The organism is Kitasatospora fiedleri (genome assembly GCF_948472415.1).
Classification (GTDB): domain Bacteria; phylum Actinomycetota; class Actinomycetes; order Streptomycetales; family Streptomycetaceae; genus Kitasatospora; species Kitasatospora fiedleri.
Genome location: NZ_OX419519.1, coordinates 226,835 through 247,752, shown reverse-complemented (window position 1 = coordinate 247,752; position 20,918 = coordinate 226,835). Strand labels below are relative to the sequence as shown.

The following is a 20,918-nucleotide window of genomic DNA, read 5'->3' as shown; positions in this document are numbered from 1 at the left end:
TCGGTCCGTCGAAAGGGTCCGCTTCGGCGGCGGGGCCGGGTCCGTCGAAGGCGTCCGGCTCGTCGATCGTGCTCACGGCGGCCTCAGCCCGCCCGGCCCGGCAGCAGCCCGGTGCCGTCCAACTGTGCCAGGCAGCGGTCCAGCAGCCCGGCGTCGACGTCCGGCAGCACGATGCCGCTGCCGGCCAGGGCGGCCTCCGCCCGGGAGCGGTCGAAGCGCGGGAAGACCGGCCGGAAGTACAGCTCGCTGATCGACAGCCCGGTGCCGGGCGCCCGGTCGACGAACAGCGGCGCGTACGGCGCGATCGGGTGGGACGGGTGCGCGGACGCGAAGGCCACCAGTTCGCGCACCCACTCCCGGTAGGGGACGGCGGTGAGCGGCCGGCCGGCGGCCGCCATCCGGGCCGCCAGCTCGGGCAGCGAGGCCGGCCGCGGCGAGGCGAGGTGGTAGACGTCGCCGCGGGCCGGGGCGTGCGCGGCGATGTGGGCGGCGGCCCGGGCGAACCGGTCGGCGGGCACGAAGTCCAGCGGCAGCCGCACCTGCGGGTAGCGCCCGCTCTCGGCGAAGTACAGCACCAGCGCCCACAGTTCGGTCGCCGGGTTCATCGCCCCGCCGGCCAGGTCCCCGGTGACGTCGTTGGTGCGGATCACGGTGACCGGCAGTCCCTGCGCCGCCGCCCGGTGCAGCAGCTGCTCGGCCACCCACTTGGACTCCACGTAGCCCACCCCCAGGTGCTCGGGGTGGGCGAGCGGGGTGCGCTCGTCCACCCGGTCGACGCCGGCCGCCCCGAAACCGGCCAGCACGGCCAGCGTCGAGACGTAGTGGACGGGCACGCCCCGGCGGTGCCCGGCCAGCCGGACGACCTCCCGGGTGCCGTCCACGTTGGCGCGCCGCAGCTGGTGGTACGGGTAGAGGAAGTTGACCCGGGCGCCCAGGTGGTGGATCGCGTCGAGGTGCTCGGCCAGCCAGTCGAAGCGGTGCTGCGGCAGGCCCAGTAGGGGCTCGGTGAGGTCCCCGGTCAGCGGGACGATCCGCGGGTCCGTCAACCGCCGCCCCAGGAAGCGCCGCTGGGCCTCGTACAGGCGCTCGGCCGCCGCCGCCCGGTCCGGCGCCCGGACCAGGCAGTGGATTCGCGCCCCGGTGGTGGCGAGCAGCGTCTCCAGCAGGTGGGCGCCGCAGAAGCCGGTCGCGCCGGTGAGCAGGATCTCGGCGGGCCGGACCCGGTCCGGCGCGGGCCCGCCGCCGCGCACCGGGCAGCGCACCTCGGCCTCCGCGTTCCAGTCGATGCCGCCCGCCCCCGGCCCGGCGCCGGCCGGACCACCCGTGCGGGCGGCCCGGACCGCGGCGGCGAACGCCCGCAACGTCGGCTCGCCGAGCAGGGACCGGGTCAGCCCGCGCACCAGGGTGACGTCCAGGTCGGCCAGCAGCCGGACCCGGGCCAGCATCTCCATGGCCAGCAGCGACGTCCCGCCCAGGGCGAAGAAGTCGTCCAGCGGCTCGACGTGGTCCACGCCGAGCAGTTCGGCCCAGAGCCGGCCGATGGTCAGCTCGGTCGCGTCCGCGGGAACGCCGTCGCCCGGCCCCGGTGGCGGCGCGGCGGCGTGCACCGCCGACGCGGGCGGGGCCGGCAGCGCCCGGCGGTCGATCTTCCCGGCCGCGGTGAGCGGCATCGCCGCCAGCGGCACGAACGCGGCCGGGACCATGAACGCGGGCAGGTAGTGCGCCAGGTGGGCGCGGATCGGCGCGACCCGCTCCGGCGCGCGGGCCGTCTCCGGGTCCGCCGTCGTGTAGTACGCGGTGAGGGCGGCGCTGCCGTCGGGGCGGTCCGGTCGGCCAGCACCTTCGCCAGCCGGACCTCCGGGTGGGCGGCCAGCACCGCCTCCACCTCGCCCGGGTCGACCCGGAAGCCACCGACCTTCACCTGCTCGTCGACCCGCCCGAGGATCTCCAGGACACCGTCCGGCCGCAGCCGCCCGGTGTCGCCCGTCCGGTACATCAGCGCCCCCGGCTCCCCGGCGGACGGGTCCGGCACGAACGCCTCGGCGGTCGCGGCGGCGTCCCGCCAGTAGCCCAGCGCCAGGCCCGGACCGGCCAGGTGGATCTCGCCCTTCTCGCCCGGCGCCACGGGTTCGAGCCGCCCGTCCAGCAGGTGCACCCGCACCCCTGGCAGTGGCCGGCCGATCGGCGCCGGCGCCGTCGCGGCGGCGTCCCCGAGCACCTCGGCCGTCACCTCGCAGAGGGTGGAGGTGATCGCCGCCTCGCTCACCCCGTAGGCGTTGAGCAGCCGCACGCCCGGCAGCCGGGCCAGGAAGGCCCGGCAGTCGTCCACGTGCACCACGTCCCCGCCGACCAGGACCAGCCGCAGCCCCGTCCGGCCCAGCTCGCCCGGCTCCAGCTGCGCCACCAGGTGGTGCCAGTACGCGGGGGTGAGGTCGGCCACCGTCAGGCGCAGCTCCCCGATCCGCTCCAGCAGCTCGGTCGGTGCCCACGCGTCGACCCCGCCGAGCACCACCGCGGCGCCCCGGGTCAGCGGCGCGAGGACCTGCTCCAGCGCGGTGTCGAAACCCAGCGCGCCCAACTGCAGCACCCGGTCGCCCGGCGCCAGCCCGTACGCCCGGCCGACCCGGTCCAGGGTGAACGCCAGCGGCCCGTGCGCCACGGCCACGCACTTGGGGACGCCGCTGGAGCCGGAGGTGTGGATCAGGTACGCCAGGTCGCCCGGCCCGAGCGGGGGCGGCTCCTCGACGGGACCCGCCGCGTCCGGCCCGAGCACCCGCACCCCCGGCCAGCCCGGGGCGCCCGCCGCCACGGCCACGGCCGCCCCGCACCGCGCCACCACCCGGTCCTGCCGCTCGGCGGGCCAGGACGGCTCCACCGGCAGCAGGCCGCCGCCCGCGCCGAGCACGGCCAGCCAGGCGACCACCAGGTCCACGTCGCGGGGCAGCCGGACCGGCACGGCGTCGCCCGGCCGGACCCCGGCCGCCCGCAGCGCCCCGACCAGCCGGGCGGCGCGCAGCGCCAGCTCCCGGTAGGACAGCGTGCCGCCCTCGCCCAGCACGGCGAGCGCCTCCGGGTCCCGCGCCGCGCGGGCCCGGAACGCCTCGTACACCGGGACCGGCCCGCCCGGCCCGGGCCGCGGGCCGGTCCCGGACCGGGCCGCCAGGCCCAGCTCGGGCGGCCGCCAGCCCCGGTCGACGAACGCCCGGCACTCCTGGCGTCCGGCCGGCCCGAAGACCGGCTCCCACCCGTCCGTCCGGGCCGCCGCGGCCGGTCGGATAGCGTGCCGCCCGGAGGCGTCGCGGATCACCGACCAGCTGGTCCCATCCGGCGGGGGAGGACCGTCCGCCGTACCGCCTGCTCGTTCCACCACAGGACTGACCTCGCTCGCGCGGGCAACAGAAACAGATACGAAATTGTGCTATTCGACTATATGCGCCCATGGTGGACGAAGGCGTTCGCAAGCCGTCGATCCGGGACCCTACCGGCAGGAGGTAGCGCCATGACAGCCCGTCGCCGGCTCCTGATGGTCTGCTTCCTGGCGTGGATGGCACTGCTGACCGGCATCTACTACGTCAATCCCGACCAGCGGATCATCTGGTGGACCGGGATCGGCATGAGCGGCGCCGCCGCCGTCGTCACCGGCGTCCGGCTCAACCGGCCCGCGCACGCCGCGCCCTGGTACCTGCTGGCCCTCGCCAACGTCAGCTTCACCGCCGGCGAGGTCACCCAGGTCGTCCAGACCCAGTTCCTGCACCTCCACAACCCGTTCCCGTCCGTCGCGGACGTCTTCTACCTCGCCGAGTTCGTGCTGTACGCGGCCGGCGCCCTGCTCTTCATCCGCCGCCGCAAGTCCAGACAGGACTGGGCCGGGCTGCTCGACGCCCTGATCCTCACCATGAGCCTGGCGCTGCTCGGCTGGATCTACCTGATCCTGCCCTACACCCGCAACCCCGACCTCGACTGGTTCTCCAAGGCCGTCTCGATCGCCTACCCGCTCGGCGACATCGTCGTCCTCGCCCTGCTGCTGCGGCTGCTCACCCCCAGCGGCGGCGCCAGCCGCTCGCTGCAACTGCTCACCGTCGGCACCGTCGGCATCCTGCTCTCCGACACCGCCTACGGACTGATCCAACTGCACGGGAACTGGCACATCGGCACCCCCGTCGACCTCGGCTGGGCCGTCCTCTACGCCGCCTGGGGCGCGGCCGCCCTCCACCCGTCGATGGTCGAACTCACCCACCCGCTGCCCACCCAGCAACCCGGCCTGGGCACCGGACGGCTGCTGCTGCTCACCGCCGCGGCGCTCATCGCCCCCGCCATCCTGCTGGCCGAGTGGGTGGCCGGGAACACCGCCAACACCGGCGTGATCGGCGCCTTCTCGGCCGTCCTCTACCTGCTGGTGCTGGCCCGGCTCGCCGTCGTGGTCGCCGCCTACCGGCAGGCCGCGGTGCGCGAACGCACCCTGCGCGAGGCCGGCTCGCGGCTGACCGCCGCCGTCACCGTCGACGAGATCGCCACCGGCGTCGAGAGCGCCGCCTCGGCCCTGATGCCCGCCCGCCCCGGCCACCCCGTCCGGCTCGCCGTCGCCCGGACCCCGCACTCCCGGCCGGCCGGCGCCCCGACCGCCCCGCCCACCGAACAGGTCGGCGCGCTGCTCGCCCTCGCCTCGCCGGACACCACGCTGCTGCTGCCCGCCGACGACCTGCGCGGCACCTCGGCGGCCCTCCCGCACGGCCTGCCCCACGTGCTGCTCTGCCCGCTCACCCTCGCCGAACGGCCCTCCGGCGACCCGCTGCTCGGCGTGCTGGTCGCGGCCGGCACCGAACAGGAACTGGCCGACCTGCGCGGCCCGCTGGAGATCCTCGCGGCCCAGGCCGCGCTCGCCGTCGAACGCGTGCTGCTCAGCCAGGAGATCAACCACCGCAACAGCGAGCTGTACTTCCGCACCCTGGTGCAGAGCGCCAGCGACGTCATCCTGATCCTCGACGACGACGACACCGTCCGCTACGCCTCCACCTCCGCGGCCCGGGTGCTGGGCCACGCCCGGCTGGACGGCACCCCGCTGACCGACCTGGTCCCGCCCGGCGACGTCCGGGGCGTCGTGCGGACCCTGGAGCGGATTCGCACCCGCGGCCCGCTCGCCCCCGGCGACGGCCAGGACCAGCCCCGCGAGCACTGGCGGCTGGTGCGGCACGACCGCACCCCGATCGAGGCCGAGGTCCGGTTCAACGACCTGCGCGCCGACCCGACCGTCGAAGGACTGGTGCTCACCCTGCGCGACGTCACCGAGCAGCGCGAGATGGAGCGCGAACTCACCCACCTGGCCTTCCACGACCCGCTGACCGGCCTGGCCAACCGCGTCCTGTTCCAGGACCGCGCCGCGCACGCCCTGGAGCGCACCGCCCGCAGCGGCCTGGTCACCGGCGTGCTCTTCATCGACCTTGACGACTTCAAGGCCGTCAACGACACCCAGGGTCACGCCGTCGGCGACGAACTGCTGCTCTCGGTGGCCCGCCGCGTCTCCGGCGCCCTGCGCAGCTCCGACACCGCGGCCCGGCTCGGCGGCGACGAGTTCGCCGTCCTGGTCGAGGACGCCCGCACCCCCGCCGACGTCGACGCCGTCGCCGACGGCCTGCTCGCGCTCTTCGCCGAACCGTTCGTGCTCGGCGCCGGCGCCGCCCGGGTCTCGGCCAGCATCGGGGTGGCCACCACCGAGGACAGCTCCGACACCACCGAACTGCTCGCCCACGCCGACCTCGCGCTGTACGCCGCCAAGGACGCCGGACGGCGGCAGCGCCGGCACTACCGCTCCGCGCTCCAGACCCGGCTGCTGCGGCGGCACGAGCTCTACGAGAACCTCGACGACGCGCTCACCGAGTCCGCGTTCCGGCTGCACTACCAGCCGATCGTCGCCCTCCAGGAGGGCGTCCTGACCGGGTTCGAGGCGCTGATCCGCTGGCCGCACGACCGGCACGGCATGATCCTGCCCGACGACTTCATCTCGGTCGCCGAGGAGAGCGGCCAGATCGTCCAGCTCGGCGCCTGGGTCCTCGAACAGGCCGCCCACGAGGTCGGCAAGTGGGCGGACGAGGGCGGCGGCCCCGGACGGCCCCGGCTGCGGGTGAACGTCAACGTCTCCGCCCGCCAGTTCCGCGACGCGGGCTTCCTCGACACCGTTCGCGAGGTGCTCGACACCTCGCGGATCGAACCGACGGCGCTGGTCCTGGAACTCACCGAGTCCGTGCTGATGCGGCGCGACAACCGGGTCCTCGCCGACATGGAGGAGCTCACCGCCCTCGGCGTCGGCATCGCGATCGACGACTTCGGCACCGGCTACTCCTCGCTCTCCTACCTGCGGGAGTTCCCGATCTCCATGCTGAAGATCGACAAGACCTTCATCGACGGGCTGGGCGCCTCCCCGCAGCAGCACGCCCTCGTCGAAGGCATCGCCCGGATCGCCGACACCCTGGGCGTGACGGTCATCGCCGAGGGGATCGAGACCACCGCCCAGCGCGACCTGCTCGCCGCGATGGGCTGCCCGCTCGGCCAGGGCTACCTGTTCGGCCGCCCGATGACCGCCGTCCAGGCCCGGGAACTGGTGCGCAGCCAACGGACCTTCGAGGAGTAGCCCGCCCGCGGGAGCCCTCACGGGCGGGCTACTCCCACGGGCGGGCGGCGCGCACCCCGGGCCGGGGTCAGCGGCAGCGGGTGGTGAAGCCGGTGCCGGCCAGGCCCTGGCAGAAGGCGGTGCGGGCGGCGCCGTAGCGGGAGATCCGCCCGTCCACGAACCAGGTGCTGTCCGGCGGGAAGTCGAACGTGCCGTCCGGCACCGCGTCCCAGCCGTAGCGGAAGTCCAGGTCGATGTAGGTGACGGCGGTGATCACCCGGGACAGGTCGTACGTCCCCGGCTGGTTGGGGATCGGCCCGCGGTAGTCGAGCAGTCCGAACAGCCGCTGCACCCACAGCGCGCCGCGGGCCTGCTCCAGGCCGTCGGTGGCGCCGTTGTCGGCGGTGAAGTTCATCATGCCGCCCTCGGAGACGATCATCGTCTTGCCGTGGTCCCGGGCGAACTTCATCATGCCGAGCACGTTGCCGTCGTAGTCCCAGTCCTTCCAGACCGCCGCCGGGTTGCCCCAGCCGTCGGTCCGATGTACGGGTTGCGGCACTGGAGCGTCCCGGTGTCGTAGTTGTCCGGCGGAGTGCCGTTGTACAGGTAGCCGTGGTCGTAGACCGGCAGGCACAGCTCGTGCGCGAAGACCGAGACGCCGATCCGGTCGACGGCCGCGTCCCCCGGGTAGAGCTGCGCGTACTCGCCGCGGACGGGGTGGTAGACGTACTGGACGTTCCCCTGGTGCCTGGCGTCGTCGATCAGCGAGCGGATGCGGGCGAAGGCGCCCTTGTACGAGGAGCAACTGGCGTCGGTGCAGTGGAAGGCGCTGCTCACCTCGTAGTCGAGGCGCAGCAGGAAGGTCGCCCGCGGGTACTGGTTGACGAAGTCGATCAGCGTCACGAAGCGGTCGGCGTACCGGCCGTCGGCCAGCTCCTGCGTGACGGCGCGCGAACGGGCCGCGCGGTCGCCGCCGGTGTAGCCGGGCGGGTTGTCCTTCCAGCTGATGCCGATCTGGACGGTGCGGCCCTGGGCGGCCAGGAAGGCGGCGTAGTCGCGGTGGGCGGGCGAGACCCAGGTGCCGGAGGCGAGTTCGTAGTAGACGGAGCCGCCGGCGGGGGCGTCGGTGACACTGCTCAGGTCGTCCCAGGCGGCCCGGGTGGACTGCCCGGCGAGCAGGACGCGCTGGGGCGGGGCGGCGGCGGTCGCGGCGGCGGCGCGGGGCGCGGTGCCGAACAGCAGGCCCGCGAGGAGGGCGAGCAGCACGAGCGGCAGGGCGGGCCGGTGCGTGATCGGGTGCACGGAGGTCTCCCGGTGGGGGTGGGGCCGCGGCCCGGTGGGTGGGCCGGGCCGCGGCGGGGGAGCGGGGGCGTCAGGCGGTGACGGTCCAGGTGGGGGTGGAGACCTGGAAGGTCTGGTCGGAGCGCTGGTAGTCGAACCAGTACGTCACCCGGTCACCGGACTTGACGGTGAGCGGCTGCTCCCAGCGCCCGGCCCGGCGTTCCAGGTCAGGAAGTAGTTGGCCTGGGCGCCGCCGTTGACGGTGTAGTGCACGGTGACGAAGGTCGCGGTGAAGCCGTTCGGCTTGAACCAGAGCTTCGGGGCGGTGCCGGTGGCGAGGCCCTGGGCGTAGGGGGCCTGGCTGCCGCTGGGGGACGGGGACGGGGACGCGGTGGGGGAGGGCGGGGCGGAGGGCGTGGGCGTGGGGGAGGGCGAGCCGGGCGGCGGGTGGAGCCGGTGCCGTTCACCCACTGGCCGCCGCGGAGCTGGTCCAGGAAGTTGGCGAGCACGGTCGGGTCGGCCTGCACCCGGGAGTCGCCCAGTAGCCGTTGCCGCAGCCGGTGCCGCCGGCCTGGGCGCCGTCGGCGCACTGCCAGAGGGTCTGGGCGTCCCAGTTCGTGTTGATGTAGGCGGCGGCCCGGATGACGTCCCGGTTCTGGTTGATCCAGGCGAAGTACGGGGCGTACCACTGGTTCCAGATGTCCTGGCCGGTGGCGGCGGTCTTGTTCTTCCGGAAGATGCAGCTCCGGGTGTGGGCGCCGGTCTGGTACCCCTGTGGGGCGGACTCGGCGACCATCACGGGCTTGCCGTGCGCGCGGGCGAAGTCCAGCACGCGGTCCTGCAGCGCGACCGGCGCGGTGTCGTAGCTGCTGCAGCCCCACTGGGCGGTCAGTGAACCGGAGTTGTAGAACGAGGAGAGCGCCACCCAGTCGACGTACTGGTCGCCGGGGTACCAGGCGTCGTAGTGGTGCGGGTCGGTGACGACGTAGTTCCACTCGGGGTGGTCGGGGCTGGCGTTGAGCGGCCAGGCGGCGCTCTGCCAGACGGTGGCGACGTTGTTGGCGCCCAGGGCGTCGATCCGGCCCTTGATGTACGCGAACGCCTGCTTGTAGAAGTCGGCGCTGTAGCAGTTCCACGGGCCGTCGAACTCGTAGCCGATCCGCAGGTAGACCGGCCGGTTGTAGCCCTTGAGCGAGCCGACCAACTGGTCGACCTTGGCCCGGTACTGGCTGATCAGGTTGGGGCTGCCGGCGGTCACGTCGCTGTCGTTGCGCCCGATGACGGCGCGCAGCGGCTGGTTGTTGCAGCCGCTGGTGGCGTCGGAGAGGTAGAGGCCGACGGCGAGGGCGGAGCCCGGGTACTGGGCGAGGGTCGAGTTGAAGTCGACCCGGCCCGCGCCCCAGTCGGCGGGGCCGACGATGCCGGCCAGCGGCTCGGGGCTGCCGCCGAGGACGAGGTTGGTGTAGAGCGTGACGCCGCCCGGCTTGGGGGCGTTGAGCGACGCCTTGTCCAGGACGTCGCTCTTGTAGGCGGCGAGCGTGTCGCTGTCCTGGCCCATGATCGACAGGATCTTCCCGTCGGCGGGCAGGTTGCGGGCGCTGACGGCGGCCTGGGCGGGCTGCTGTCCGGCCGGTGAGGCGAGGACGGCGGCCGCGGCGGTGAGGACCGCGGCCGCGGCGAGTCCTGCTCTGCGGAGGGGGCGCATGGAGGTGCTCCTTGGCGTTCCGTCGGGTGGGGACTCGAATGGTGGTGACCTCCGAATCATCGCGTCAACAGTGTCGTAAACATTCGCCCGTCTCCGCAGTTGAGGGCCGGTCGATCCGAAACAGTGCGCCGGGCTCCCGCTGGCTCCGTAGGGAGGTTGACCTGTCAACCGCTCCGAAACTTCGAACGAAACAGTTGACGCCGAGTTTCGGTAGGCGGCAGGTTATGTGCGACACCGCCGCGGTCGGAGCCGAGCGCCCCACCGGCCGGGCCCGGTGACGCTCCCACCCTTACCGCCCCTTCCGGAGGCTCCCCATGGGCTCCCCCCGCCCCCGCAGATCCCTCTCGGTCGCCGCCCTCGCGGCGGCCACCGCCCTGCTCGCCACCGCCTGCTCCTCCGCCGGCGGCTCCGGCGACTCGGCCGGCGGGAAGATCACGCTGACCGTCGCGACCTTCAGCGACTTCGGCTACAAGCCGCTGATCGCCGAGTACCAGAAGTCGCACCCCGGCGTCACGGTCAAGGAGCGGGTCTCCCAGCTCGACCAGCACCACAACAGCCTCTCCACCCAGCTGTCCTCGGGCAGCGGCGCGGCCGACGTCGTCGCGATCGAGGAGGGCTACATGCCCAAGTTCCGCGAGGTGAAGGACAAGTTCGCCAACCTCGCCGACTACGGCGCGCTGGAGCGCAAGGGCGCCTACCTGCCCTACAAGTGGGCGCAGTCCACCGCGGGCGACGGCTTCGTCATGGGCTACGGCACCGACGTCGGCGGCCTGGCCATCTGCTACCGCACCGACCTCTTCCAGCAGGCCGGCCTGCCCACCGACCGCGCCGAGGTCGCCAAGCTCTGGCCCACCTGGGACGCCTACTTCAAGACCGGCGAGACCTTCCGCGCCAAGGTCGCCGACCACGCCTGGTTCGACTCCGCGGGCAACATCTTCACCGCGATGATGAACCAGACCGAGTTCGGCTTCTTCGACGGCTCCGACGCCTACATCGGCGACACCAACCCGAAGGTGAAGCAGTTCTTCGACGCCACCGGCAGCGCCGTCGAGCAGGGGCTGTCGGCCGCGCTCTCCCCGTTCAGCCAGCAGTGGAACGCCGGCATCAAGCAGGGCAGGATGGCGACGATGACCTGCCCGGCCTGGATGACCGGCCTGATCCAGTCCGCCGCGGGCCCGGAGAACGCCGGCAAGTGGGACATCACCGCCGTCCCCGGCGGCGGCGGCAACTGGGGCGGCTCGTTCCTGACCGTCCCCAAGCAGGGCAAGCACGTCAAGGAGGCCGCCGAGCTCGCGGCGTTCCTCACCTCGCCCGAGTCCGAGAAGACGATCTTCCAGGGCCCGACCGGCTCGCTGCCCTCGCTCACCGGCGTCCTCAATGACCCGGCCGTCCAGGGCACCAAGCAGCCCTACTTCAACGACGCGCCCACCGGCCAGATCTTCGCCGCCTCCGCGAACGGCCTCACGCCGAGCTTCCGCGGCACCAAGGACCAGCAGGTCCGCGTCCCGTTCGGCAACGCCCTCGGCCTGATCGAGCAGCAGAAGGCGAGCACCGCCGAAGCCTGGGACAAGGCGCTCGCCGAGGCGAAGAAGAGCCTCGCCCACTGACCCGCGCCCGCCGCTCGCCGCCTGCGCCCCGGTGGCCGCCGTCCGGCGGCTACTGCCAGCACGCCCTGGTCCGCGGCCACGCCCGCCGCACCGCCCGCGCCGCCGACCCCGGGGCAGCGCCCGCCCCCGGGGCACCCCCCGACCCCGGGGCACCCCCCGACCCCGGGGCAGCGTCCGTCCCGCTCCGGGCGCTGCCCCGGACCACTCCCCGCCCGGTCCGCCCCCGCCGCGGACCGGGCCCCGCCCGTCCGCCCGCCCCACCCCGAGGAGTACGCCATGGCGGCCACCACCAGCCCCGGCGCCGCGACCGGCCCGGGTCGTCCCGCCCGGCCCGCCGGGCCGCGACGCCGCGGCAACCCGCTGCGGCACCTGCCCGCCTACAGCTTCATCGCCCCGTTCTTCCTGGTCTTCGGGATCTTCGGGCTCTACCCGCTCGTCTACACCGGCTGGGTCTCGCTGCACCACTGGAACCGGCTCACCGGCGACGCGGGCTTCGCCGGGCTCGACAACTTCCGCGAACTCCTCACCGACCCCGACTTCTACACCGCCACCTTCAACACCCTCAGCATCTTCCTGCTCTCCACCGCCCCCCAACTGCTCCTCGCCCTCGCCGTCGCCTGGCTGCTCGACCGCCGCCTGCGTGCCCGCACCACCTGGCGCGCCCTGGTCCTGGTCCCGCAGTACGTGTCCGTCGTCGCCGTGGCCCTGGTCTTCTCCCAGCTCTTCGGCCGCGACTTCGGCGTCGTCAACTGGGTGCTGGAACAGGCCGGCCTGATCAGCGACCCGATCGACTGGACGGCCGACACCTGGAGCTCGCACCTGGCGATCAGCTTCATGGTGATGTGGCGCTGGACGGGCTACAACGCCCTCATCTACCTCGCCGCGATGCAGGCCGTACCACGCGAACTCCACGAATCGGCGATGGTCGACGGCGCCGGGCGGTTCCTGGCCTTCCGGAAGATCACCCTGCCGGCGATCCGGCCGACCGTGCTGTTCACCGTGGTCATCTCCACCATCGGCGGCCTGCAACTGTTCGCCGAGCCGATGCTCTTCGACCAGCAGGGCAACGCCGAGGGCGGCACCGAGCACCAGTTCCAGACCCTGACGCTGATGCTGTACAAGTACGGCTTCGTCAACAACGACGCCGGCTACGCCTCCGCCGTCTCCTGGGTGCTCTTCCTGATCATCGCCGTCATCGCCGCGGTCAACGCCCTCCTCGTCCGCCGCTCCGGCCGCTGACCCACCGCCAGGGAGACCAGCCACCATGGCCACCACCACCGACACGCCCGTCCGCCCCGCCGCGCCCGCCGCCGCCCGCCCGCCCGTCCGGGGGACCGGGCCGCGCCGCCACGACAGCGCCGGACCGCTCGCCTACCTGCTGCTCGCGGCCGTCGTCCTCGCCTCGGTCTTCCCGCTGTACTGGACGTTCGTCGTCGCCTCGCACGGCGACAACTCGGTCCTCTCCGGCGCCACCCCCTCCCTGGTCCCCGGCGGCCACCTGCTGGAGAACGTCCGGCGGGTCTTCGACACCGTCGACTTCTGGAAGGCGATGGGCAACTCCGTCACCGTCGCGGCCTGCACCGCCGTCAGCAACGTGCTGCTCTCCTCGCTGGCCGGCTTCGCCTTCGCCAAACTCCGCTTCCCCGGCCGCAACCCGCTGCTCGTCGCCGTCATCGGCACCGTCATGGTGCCCACCCAGCTGGGCATCATCCCGCTCTACCTGCTCGTCACCGACATGGGCATGTACGGCAAGCTGTCCGCGCTGATCGTGCCCGCCCTGGTCTCCGCCGTCGGCGTGTTCTGGATGCGGCAGGCCATGACCGAGAACATCCCCGACGAGCTGATCGAAGCCGCCCGGATGGACGGCGCCGGCCCGCTGCGCACCTTCCGGCACGTCGCCTGGCCGGGCGTCCGCTCCACGGCCGCCGTGCTCGGCATGTTCACCTTCATGTTCGCCTGGAACGACTACTTCTGGCCGCTGATCGCGCTGCCGCCGGAGAACGGCACCGTGCAGATCGCGCTCAACCAGCTCGCCGCCGGCTACTACACCGACTTCACCCTGATGCTCGCCGGGGTGGTCGTCTCGGTCGTCCCGGTGCTGCTGCTGTTCGCCGTCCTCGCGCGCCGGATCGTCGCCGGCGTGATGGCCGGCGCGGTCAAGGGCTGACCCGCCCGCCCGCTCCCACGCCCGCCTGCCCGCTCCCACGCCCGCCCGTCCACTCCCACCCCGCCCGTCCGCCCGTCCGATCCGAGGAGCCCCATGACCGCCGCCGCACCGACCGCAGCCGCCGGCGGGGTCGACGCCGCACCGCAGGCCAGCCCGCCCGCGACGATCCGCAACCCCGTCCTGCCGGGCTTCCACCCCGACCCGTCGATCCTGCGCGTCGGCGGCGACTACTACCTCGCCACCTCCACCTTCGAGTGGCTGCCCGGCGTCACCCTGCACCACTCCACCGACCTGGTCAGCTGGCGCCCGCTCGGCGGCGCCCTCGGCGAGAGCAGACTGCTCGACCTCACCGGCGTCCCCGACTCCGGCGGCGTCTGGGCCCCCTGCCTGTCGTACGCCGACGGGCGGTTCCACCTCGTCTACTCCGACGTCAAGAGCCTGACCGGTGCCTACAAGGACGTCCGCAACCAGGTGGTCACCGCACCGACGCCGCACGGCCCGTGGTCCGACCCCGCGCCGCTGCCCGGGCACGGCTTCGACCCCTCGCTGTTCCACGACGACGGCCCCGACGGCGACGGGCGCAGCTGGCTGCTCTGGCTGGAGTGGGACCACCGGCCCGGCACCAACCCGTTCTCCGGCATCCTGCTGCAGGAGTACGACCGGGCCGCCCGGCGCGTCACCGGACCGGTGCACCGCGTCTTCGACGGCACCGCGCTCGGCTGCACCGAGGGGCCGCACCTGTACCGGCGCGGCGGCTGGTACTACCTGATGACCGCCGAGGGCGGCACCTCCTGGGCGCACGCCGTCACCGTCGCCCGCTCCCGCGCCCTCACCGGGCCCTACGAGCCCGACCCCGCCGGGCCGCTGCTCACCTCCGCCGGCCGACCCGAGCTGGAACTCCAGAAGGCCGGCCACGGCAGCCTGGTCGAGACCCCGGACGGCGAGTGGTACCTCGCCCACCTCGCCGCCCGCCCGCTCACCCCGCTCGGTGCCTGCGTCCTGGGCCGGGAGAGCGCGATCCAGCGGATCGAGTGGACGGCCGACGGCTGGCCCCGGCTGGCCGGTGGCGGCAACGCCCCCGCCGTCGAGGTGCCCGCCCCCGCCGTGACCCGCTCCACGACCCCCACCGGTGCCGAGGCCGCCGGGGCCTCCGGTGCCGCCGGTGCGGTGGAGAGCGGCGGTGCGGTGGAGGCCGCCGGGTTCGGTGCCGACCGGCCCGGCCCCGCGTGGATGACCCTGCGCCGCCACCCCGACCCCGACTGGATCTCGCTCGACCGCGGGCGGCTGCTGCTGCGCGGCGAGGAGTCGCTGTCCTCCCGGCACCGGCAGAGCCTGCTGGCCCGCCGCTGCGCGCACACCGAGTTCCGCTTCGAGGCCACGGTGGACGCCGATCCCCGCTCGCCCCGCCAGGCCGCCGGACTCGTGCACCTCTACAACACCGAGCTCTGGCACTACCTGCACCTCAGCTGGGACGAGGCGCTCGGCCGCGTGCTGCGCCTCGGCGTCTGCGACCGCGGCAGGTACCGGGAGCCGACGGCCCCCGTCCCGGTCGGCGCCGGGCCGCTGCGGCTGCGGCTCGACGTGCGCGGCGCGGACGCCCGGTTCGCCTGGACCGCCGTCGGCACCAGCGACGCTGCGGCCGATGCCGATGCCGATGCCGATGCCGATGCCGACGCCGACGCCGACGGTCGCGGACCGGGCCGGGAGGGCACCAGGCCCGGGCCGCGTTGGCAGGACGTCGGGCCCCGGCTGGACGCCGCCCGGCTCTCCGACGACTACGCCACCGTCGGCGACGAGAGCACCGGCCACTACACCGGTTGGGGGTTCACCGGCGCCTTCACCGGCGTGTGCGCCCAGGACCTGACCGGTGCCCGGATGGCCGCCGTGTTCTCCGACCCCGTCTACCGCGCCCCGGCCCCGGCTCCGGCCCCGGCTCCGGCCCCGACTTCGGCTCCGGCGCGGGCGGGACGGCAGCACGGAGCGGACCGCACCGGTGAGCACTGACCCGCCCCGCGGCCGCGCGCACTATCCTGCTGTGACCCGGGGCGGGGCCGGCGGACCGGCCGCCCCCGGACCGCGGACCACGAGGAACGGACGGCAGATGGCGGGCCAGGCGCGACACAAGGTGACGATCGGCGAGATCGCCGCCGAGGCCGGTGTCTCCAACGCCACCGTCTCCAAGGTGCTCAACGGGCGCAGCGACGTCTCCGCCGCGACCCGTGAACGCGTCCAGGAGATCATGGACCGGCACCACTACCAGCGCCGCCGTCCGCGCCGCCGCGGCGGCATCGTCGACCTGGTCATGAACGAGCTGGACAGCCTCTGGTCGATCGAGATCATCCGGGGCGCGCAGGAGGCCCTGGCCGAAGCGGGCGTGAGCATGGTGCTCTCCGCCGTCCACGGCAGCAGCACCGGCACCGGCGAGTGGCTGGAGCAGATCGCGGGCCGCCGCTCGGACGGCGCCATCCTGGTGGTCTCCGACCTGACCCCGCGTCAGCGCGCCCGGCTCGCCGCGCTGAAGGTGCCGTTCGTGCTCGTCGACCCGGTCGGCAGCGCGGACGCCGGAGTGCCCACCATCGGCGCCACCAACTGGGCGGGCGCGATCTCCGCCGTCGACCACCTCATCGGCCTCGGCCACCGCCGGATCGCCCACCTCGCCGGCCCCCGCCAACTGCTGTGCAGCCGGGCCCGCGCGGACGGCTACCGGGCCGCCATGGAGCGCGCCGAACTCCCCGTCCCCGACGGTTGGCTGCGCTTCGGGGAGTTCAACGACGCCTCCGGCCGACGCCAACTGACCGACCTGCTCGACGAGACCGCCGCCGCCGGCGGGCTCCCGCCGACCGCGGTCTTCGCCGCCAGCGACCTCCAGGCGTTCGGCGCGTACACCGCCCTGCGCGAACGGGGCCTGCGCATCCCGCAGGACATCAGCATCGTCGGCTTCGACGACGTCCCCGTCACGCGCTGGAGCGACCCGATGCTCACCACCGTCCGCCAACCGCTCCAGGACATGGCCGCGATGGCCGCCCGCACCCTGCTGCGCCTGGTCGACGGAGAGGAGGTCGACCTGCCGCGGGTCGAACTCTCGACCCGCCTGGTCCAGCGGGAGAGCACCGGCCCGGTGCCCCCCGGACCGGACACCCCGCAGTAGGACCGCGCAGCGCCCGGGCGGCCTGGTCGGACCGGGCGGCCTGGTCGGGCCGGTCAGCCGAGGTCGGACTGCATGCCGGCGAGCAGCCAGTCCAGGGCGCGGTGGAACTCGCGCTCGCGGAGCAGGTGTTCGGGCTCGCGGGGGCGGTCGGGAGGACGCCGGAGTCGGCGATGCCCGGGAGGTCGCGGACGGCCTCGGTGATCTCCTCGACCAGCTCCTGGGTGCTGGTGCCGGCCTCGGCGGCCTTCTCGGCCCAGTTCACCTCGGTGGAGGTGAAGCCGTAGGTGTACTGGAAGATCGCGGAGAGGGCGGCCATCGCGTCGGTCTCGGAGAGCGGGGAGGCGCGGGCGATCTCCAGGGCGCGGGCGGAGAAACGGACCGAGTTCGGCCCGATGTTCAGGTAGTCGGCGTAGATCCGGACCGCCCAGGGGTGCGCCAGCATCGCGGCGCGCCACGTCACGGCGAGGGCGCGCAGGCCGGACTGCCAGTCGGTGCCGTCCCCCGCCCCGGGCAGCACCATCTCGCCGGCCACCACGTCCAGGGCGAGCTCCAGCAGGTCGTCCTTGTCGGCGACGTACCAGTACAGGGACATCGGCGTGACGTCGAGCCGGGCGGCCAGGGCGCGCATCGAGAACCTCGCCTCGCCCTGCGCGTCCAGCAGCCGGACCGCCGCGGCGACGATCACCTCGCGGTCCAGGCTGCCCGGACCGCCCTCGCCCGCGCGCGGGAACGGCGGCCGCGCACCGGCCCCGGGGTGAGCCACACGCTCTTCTTGACCTGCGAGGCTCGCTTGGTGGCCACGCTGCTCCTTCGCTTCGACGGGGTGCCACCACGGTACGGCTCCGGGCCCGTGCGGCGAGCACGGGCCCGGCGGGGGCCGGTCTGCGGAGGGCCGAAGGGGAGGACGTCAGTGCGGGGCGGGGACGGGCCCCGGCTCCGGCCGGGCCGCGGGGGCGGCCGGGGCCGGGCGGTCGGCGCGGTGGAGCAGGGCGGCGGAGAGCAGGCCGCCGAGCAGCACGGCCGCCGCGCCGATCAGCTGACTGGACGTCAGACCGTGGGCGAAGGCGCTCCGCACCGCGCCGCGCGCGGCCTCGCCCGGGGCGGCGGCCAGCGCCTCCGGCAGCGACTTCGCCGCCGCGGCCGGGACGCCCTCCGGCAGGCCCGCCGCGAAGCGCGAGCCGAGCACCGCGCCGAGGACCGCCACGCCCAGACCGCCGCCGAACTCGGTGACCGTGCCCTGCACGCCCGCACCGGCCCCGGCCCGCTCCGGCGGGATGGCGCCCATCACGGCCGCCGCCATCGCCGGGCCGGCGACCGCGATGCCGCAGCCCATCATCAGCAGCCCGGCCAGCAGCCCCGGGTACCCGTGGCCCGAGCCCATCGCGGCGAGCAGGGCCAGGCCGCCGGCCAGCAGGCCCATGCCGAGGGCGACGGCCCCCGCGAAACCGACCTTCGGCAGCAGCCGGGCGCCGACGCCCGACAGGTTGAGCAGCACGATCACCAGGGCCAGCGGCGACATCCGCAGGCCCGCCTCCCACGGCCGGTAGCCGAGCACCAGTTGCAGGTACTGGGTGAGCAGGAACAGCGAGCCGGCCATCCCGAAGGCGACCAGGATGCCGCCCGCCACCGCGCCGTTGAAGCGCCTGTCCCGGAAGAAGCCCATGTCCAGCATCGGGGTGGGGGTGCGGACCTCCCAGGCCACGAAGCCCGCCAGCGCGGCCAGGCCGACCACCGCCGCGAGCAGCACCGGGCCGGAGCCCCAGCCGTGCACCGGCCCGGAGATGATCGCGTACACCAGCCCGATCATGCCGACGGTGGAGAGCACCGCGCCCGGCACGTCCGGCCGGCGGCCCGACGGGTCCCTGCTCTCCGGGAGCAGGCGGGCGACCGCGACCAGGCCGATCAGCGCCACCGGGATGTTGACCAGGAAGATCGAGCCCCACCAGAAGTGCGCCAGCAGCACGCCGCCGAGCAGCGGGCCGCCCGCGAAGCCCAGTGAGCTGACCGCCCCCCAGATGCCGATCGCCTTCGGCACCTCGGGGCCGTGGAACACCTGCATCACCACCGCCAGCGTGGTGGTCATCAGCAGCGCGCCGCCGATGCCCATGCCGGCCCGGGCGGCGATCAGCTGCCCGGAGGACTGGGCCAGGGCCGCCGCCGTCGACCCCAGGCCGAACAGCGCGAGACCCACCAGCAGCGCCCGCTTGCGCCCGTACCGGTCGGACAGGCTGCCGGCCGTCAGCAGCAGGCCGGACTGGACCAGCGCGTAGGCGTTGACCATCCACTGGATGTCGGCCGTGCCCGCGCCCAGGTCCTCCGTCAGGGAGGGGATGGCCACGTTGAGCACGGTGTTGTCGAGCAGCACCACCAGCGTGGCCAGGCAGACCACCGCCAGGATGACCCACCGCCGCGGGTGCGGAGCGGCGGGCGGGGGGACGGACGGCTGTGACAAGGGGGCTCCCGGGGACAGCGGGCACGGCCGGTCGACCGTGCGTTGTACACCGTAGAGGAGTCCTTCTACGGTGTACAACGGATTTCCCCCGGGGCGGGCGGGCGGCGCAGTCCGGGGGTGGCGGTTCCGATCAGGGCGACGGCGGCGAGGCAGAGCAGGCCGCCGCTGATCAGGGCGGTGGTGCCCGAGGTGGCGGAGGCGACCAGGCCGCCGCGCAGGTTGCCCAGGTCCGGTCCGGCCTGTCCGACGATCTGCTCGGCCGCGCCGACCCGTCCCAGCAGCGCGTCCGGGGTGTGCAGTTGGACGACGGTGCCGCGGGCGACCACGGACACGGTGTCCGCCGCGCCGGCCAGCACGAGCAGCCCCAGCCCCGGCCACGGGCTCGACACCAGGCCGAACAGGGCCAGTGCGACGCCCCAGGCCGCGGCGGCGGTCAGCATCACCGGCGCCTGGTGCGGCCGCCGGGTGAACGCCCCCGACAGGACGGAGGCGGCGACGCCGCCCGCCGCGATCGCGGTCAGGAACAGCCCCAGGGTGCGCGGACCGCCGTCGAACCGCTCGGCGTTGACCAGCGGGAACAGGCTGATCGGCATGGACAGCACGGTGGCGGCCAGGTCGGTGAGCAGCGCGGCGCGGACGACCGGCGTCCGGGCCAGGAACGCCAGTCCGTCCCGCACGTCGCGCAGCCCCGCGCGGGCGGTCCTCCGGGTAGCGGAGTCGGTGCCGGGAGCGGCGGGGTCGGCGGGGTCGGCGGGGTCGGTGCCGGGAGCGGCGTCCGGGCGCATCCGGGGCAGGCGGAGGGCCGCGTACAGGGCGGCCGCGAAGCTGAGCGCGTCGGCCAGGTAGCAGCCGCCGACGCCCGCCCGCGCCACCAGCAGCCCGCCCAGTGCCGGGCCGAGCAGCATCGCGCCCTGGAACGCGACCCGGTTCAGGGCCAGGCCCGCGGCCAGTTGCCCGGGCGGGAGCAGCCGGGGCGGGAAGGTCCGGGCGGCCGGGCCCGCGACCGCGACGAAGACGGACTGTCCCGCCACCAGGGCGACCACCCCGGCGGGCGGGAGGTACCCCAGCGGGGCCTGGGCCGCGAGCAGCAGCGCGCACCCGGCCTGCCCGGCGGTGGCCAGCAGGTACAGCGTCCGCCGGTCCGAACGGTCGACCAGTGCGCCGGCGAACAGCCCGAGCGCCAGCAGCGGCACCGCCTGGGCCAGGCCCACCGCGCCGGTCCACACCGTGCTGCGGGTGTGCTCCCAGACCTGGAACACGACGGCCACCAGCGCCATCTGGCCACCGAGGCCGGAGACCGTCCCGCCGAGCCACAGCCGGCGGAACGCGGGCGACTCGCGCAGCGGGGCGACGTCGAGCAGCAGTCGGCGGCCGGTCACCGCCACCGCGGGTCACCGGCCAGCCGTCCGAGGATGCGTTCGTGGAAGCTACGGCGGGCCAGCGCCTGCTCGATGTCCTCGACCACCCGGCTGAGCGGGTACGGGAGTTCGGCCTCCAGCTCGACGAGCGCGGCCTCGGTGGCCTCCCACTCGGCGGCCAGTCGGCCGACCACCTCCCGCGCCTTCGCGGTCAGCGTGACCTTCTTGCTCCGGGCGTCCGCTCCGGGCACGGTCTCCACCCAGCCCGCCCGTCGCATCGCGGCCACCTTCTGGCTGAGCGCCGAGTGCGTGTGCCGCACCGACTCGGCCAGCTCGGTGATGGTCATCGGCCCGCGCGCGTGCAGCCGGAGCAGCTCCAGCACGAAACTCGGCCGCAGCCCCTCGACGGGCGTCTCGGCGTAGACCCGGCCGATCTCCTCGTCCATCGACGCCTGGAGCAGGCGGAGCGGGCGCCAGAGGCTCAGCTCGGTGGGGTCGGCGGGAACGGCCGGGTCGGTGGGGTCGGCCGGGTCGGTGGGGTCGGCCGGGTCGGTGGGGTCGGGGGTCTCGGTCACGCGGCCACTGTAACAGCGCTT

General features: G+C 74.5%; 15 protein-coding genes and 1 pseudogene. 6 read left to right on the top strand and 10 right to left on the bottom strand.

The window, feature by feature from the left end:
- Positions 1-83 precede the first annotated feature (83 nt).
- Both QMQ26_RS01235 and QMQ26_RS01230 read right to left on the bottom strand, forming a co-directional pair.
- Positions 84-1,511 (bottom strand): thioester reductase domain-containing protein, encoded by a 1,428-nt coding sequence (locus QMQ26_RS01235; RefSeq protein WP_404814251.1) that lies wholly within the window; start codon positions 1,509-1,511, stop codon positions 84-86.
- 32 nt (positions 1,512-1,543) lie between these two features.
- A complete protein-coding gene (locus QMQ26_RS01230) occupies positions 1,544-3,307 on the bottom strand; it encodes an amino acid adenylation domain-containing protein (protein ID WP_282204426.1) in 1,764 nt (587 codons plus the stop codon).
- A gap of 192 nt (positions 3,308-3,499) precedes the next feature.
- Between QMQ26_RS01230 and QMQ26_RS01225 the strand changes: the two genes are divergently transcribed.
- A complete protein-coding gene (locus QMQ26_RS01225; RefSeq protein WP_282204425.1) occupies positions 3,500-6,625 on the top strand; it encodes a putative bifunctional diguanylate cyclase/phosphodiesterase in 3,126 nt (1,041 codons plus the stop codon).
- Between the two features lie 67 nt (positions 6,626-6,692).
- Here the strand turns inward: QMQ26_RS01225 and QMQ26_RS01220 are convergent, their stop codons facing one another.
- The 4 genes from QMQ26_RS01220 to QMQ26_RS01205 form a co-directional block, all read right to left on the bottom strand.
- Positions 6,693-7,076: a hypothetical protein gene (locus QMQ26_RS01220; RefSeq protein WP_282204424.1), complete on the bottom strand. Its 384-nt coding sequence runs from the start codon at positions 7,074-7,076 to the stop codon at positions 6,693-6,695.
- The gene (locus QMQ26_RS01215; protein ID WP_282204423.1) at positions 7,073-7,906 is read right to left on the bottom strand and encodes a hypothetical protein; all 834 of its coding nucleotides are present in this window, start codon (positions 7,904-7,906) and stop codon (positions 7,073-7,075) included. The genes QMQ26_RS01220 and QMQ26_RS01215 overlap by 4 nt, the downstream gene beginning before the upstream one ends.
- 144 nt (positions 7,907-8,050) lie before the next feature.
- Positions 8,051-8,356, bottom strand: a complete 306-nt coding sequence (locus QMQ26_RS01210) for a hypothetical protein (RefSeq protein ID WP_282204422.1) — start codon at positions 8,354-8,356, stop codon at positions 8,051-8,053.
- A complete protein-coding gene (locus tag QMQ26_RS01205; protein WP_282204421.1) occupies positions 8,349-9,590 on the bottom strand; it encodes a glycoside hydrolase family 26 protein in 1,242 nt (413 codons plus the stop codon). Before QMQ26_RS01205 ends, QMQ26_RS01210 begins: the two co-directional genes overlap by 8 nt.
- A gap of 314 nt (positions 9,591-9,904) precedes the next feature.
- Here QMQ26_RS01205 and QMQ26_RS01200 point away from each other — a divergent pair, with 314 nt between their 5' ends.
- The 5 genes from QMQ26_RS01200 to QMQ26_RS01180 all read left to right on the top strand — a co-directional run bounded on the left by QMQ26_RS01200 (position 9,905) and on the right by QMQ26_RS01180 (position 16,512).
- Entirely contained in the window at positions 9,905-11,197 is a 1,293-nt protein-coding gene (locus tag QMQ26_RS01200) for an extracellular solute-binding protein (protein WP_282204420.1), read from the top strand.
- 276 nt (positions 11,198-11,473) lie between these two features.
- Positions 11,474-12,436, top strand: coding sequence for a carbohydrate ABC transporter permease (locus QMQ26_RS01195; protein ID WP_282204419.1), 963 nt, complete (start codon positions 11,474-11,476; stop codon positions 12,434-12,436).
- Between the two features lie 25 nt (positions 12,437-12,461).
- Positions 12,462-13,364: a carbohydrate ABC transporter permease gene (locus QMQ26_RS01190; RefSeq protein ID WP_282204418.1), complete on the top strand. Its 903-nt coding sequence runs from the start codon at positions 12,462-12,464 to the stop codon at positions 13,362-13,364.
- A gap of 93 nt (positions 13,365-13,457) precedes the next feature.
- The gene (locus tag QMQ26_RS01185) at positions 13,458-15,368 is read left to right on the top strand and encodes a glycoside hydrolase family 43 protein (RefSeq protein WP_282204417.1); all 1,911 of its coding nucleotides are present in this window, start codon (positions 13,458-13,460) and stop codon (positions 15,366-15,368) included.
- Positions 15,369-15,465: 97 nt separating this feature from the next.
- Positions 15,466-16,512 (top strand): LacI family DNA-binding transcriptional regulator, encoded by a 1,047-nt coding sequence (locus QMQ26_RS01180; protein ID WP_282204416.1) that lies wholly within the window; start codon positions 15,466-15,468, stop codon positions 16,510-16,512.
- Between the two features lie 223 nt (positions 16,513-16,735).
- Here QMQ26_RS01180 and QMQ26_RS01175 read toward each other — a convergent pair.
- From QMQ26_RS01175 to QMQ26_RS01160, 4 genes and pseudogenes are all read right to left on the bottom strand, one after another.
- A pseudogene (locus QMQ26_RS01175) lies at positions 16,736-17,140 on the bottom strand (TetR/AcrR family transcriptional regulator C-terminal domain-containing protein); the annotation flags it as partial.
- Between the two features lie 279 nt (positions 17,141-17,419).
- On the bottom strand, positions 17,420-18,964 hold the full coding sequence (locus QMQ26_RS01170; protein WP_282204415.1) for an MFS transporter: 1,545 nt from the start codon (positions 18,962-18,964) through the stop codon (positions 17,420-17,422).
- A gap of 65 nt (positions 18,965-19,029) precedes the next feature.
- Positions 19,030-20,343, bottom strand: a complete 1,314-nt coding sequence (locus QMQ26_RS01165) for an MFS transporter (RefSeq protein WP_282206703.1) — start codon at positions 20,341-20,343, stop codon at positions 19,030-19,032.
- Complete coding sequence (locus tag QMQ26_RS01160; RefSeq protein ID WP_282204414.1) at positions 20,340-20,897, bottom strand: MarR family winged helix-turn-helix transcriptional regulator; 558 nt, start codon at positions 20,895-20,897, stop codon at positions 20,340-20,342. Before QMQ26_RS01160 ends, QMQ26_RS01165 begins: the two co-directional genes overlap by 4 nt.
- Between the last annotated feature and the right edge of the window lie 21 nt (positions 20,898-20,918).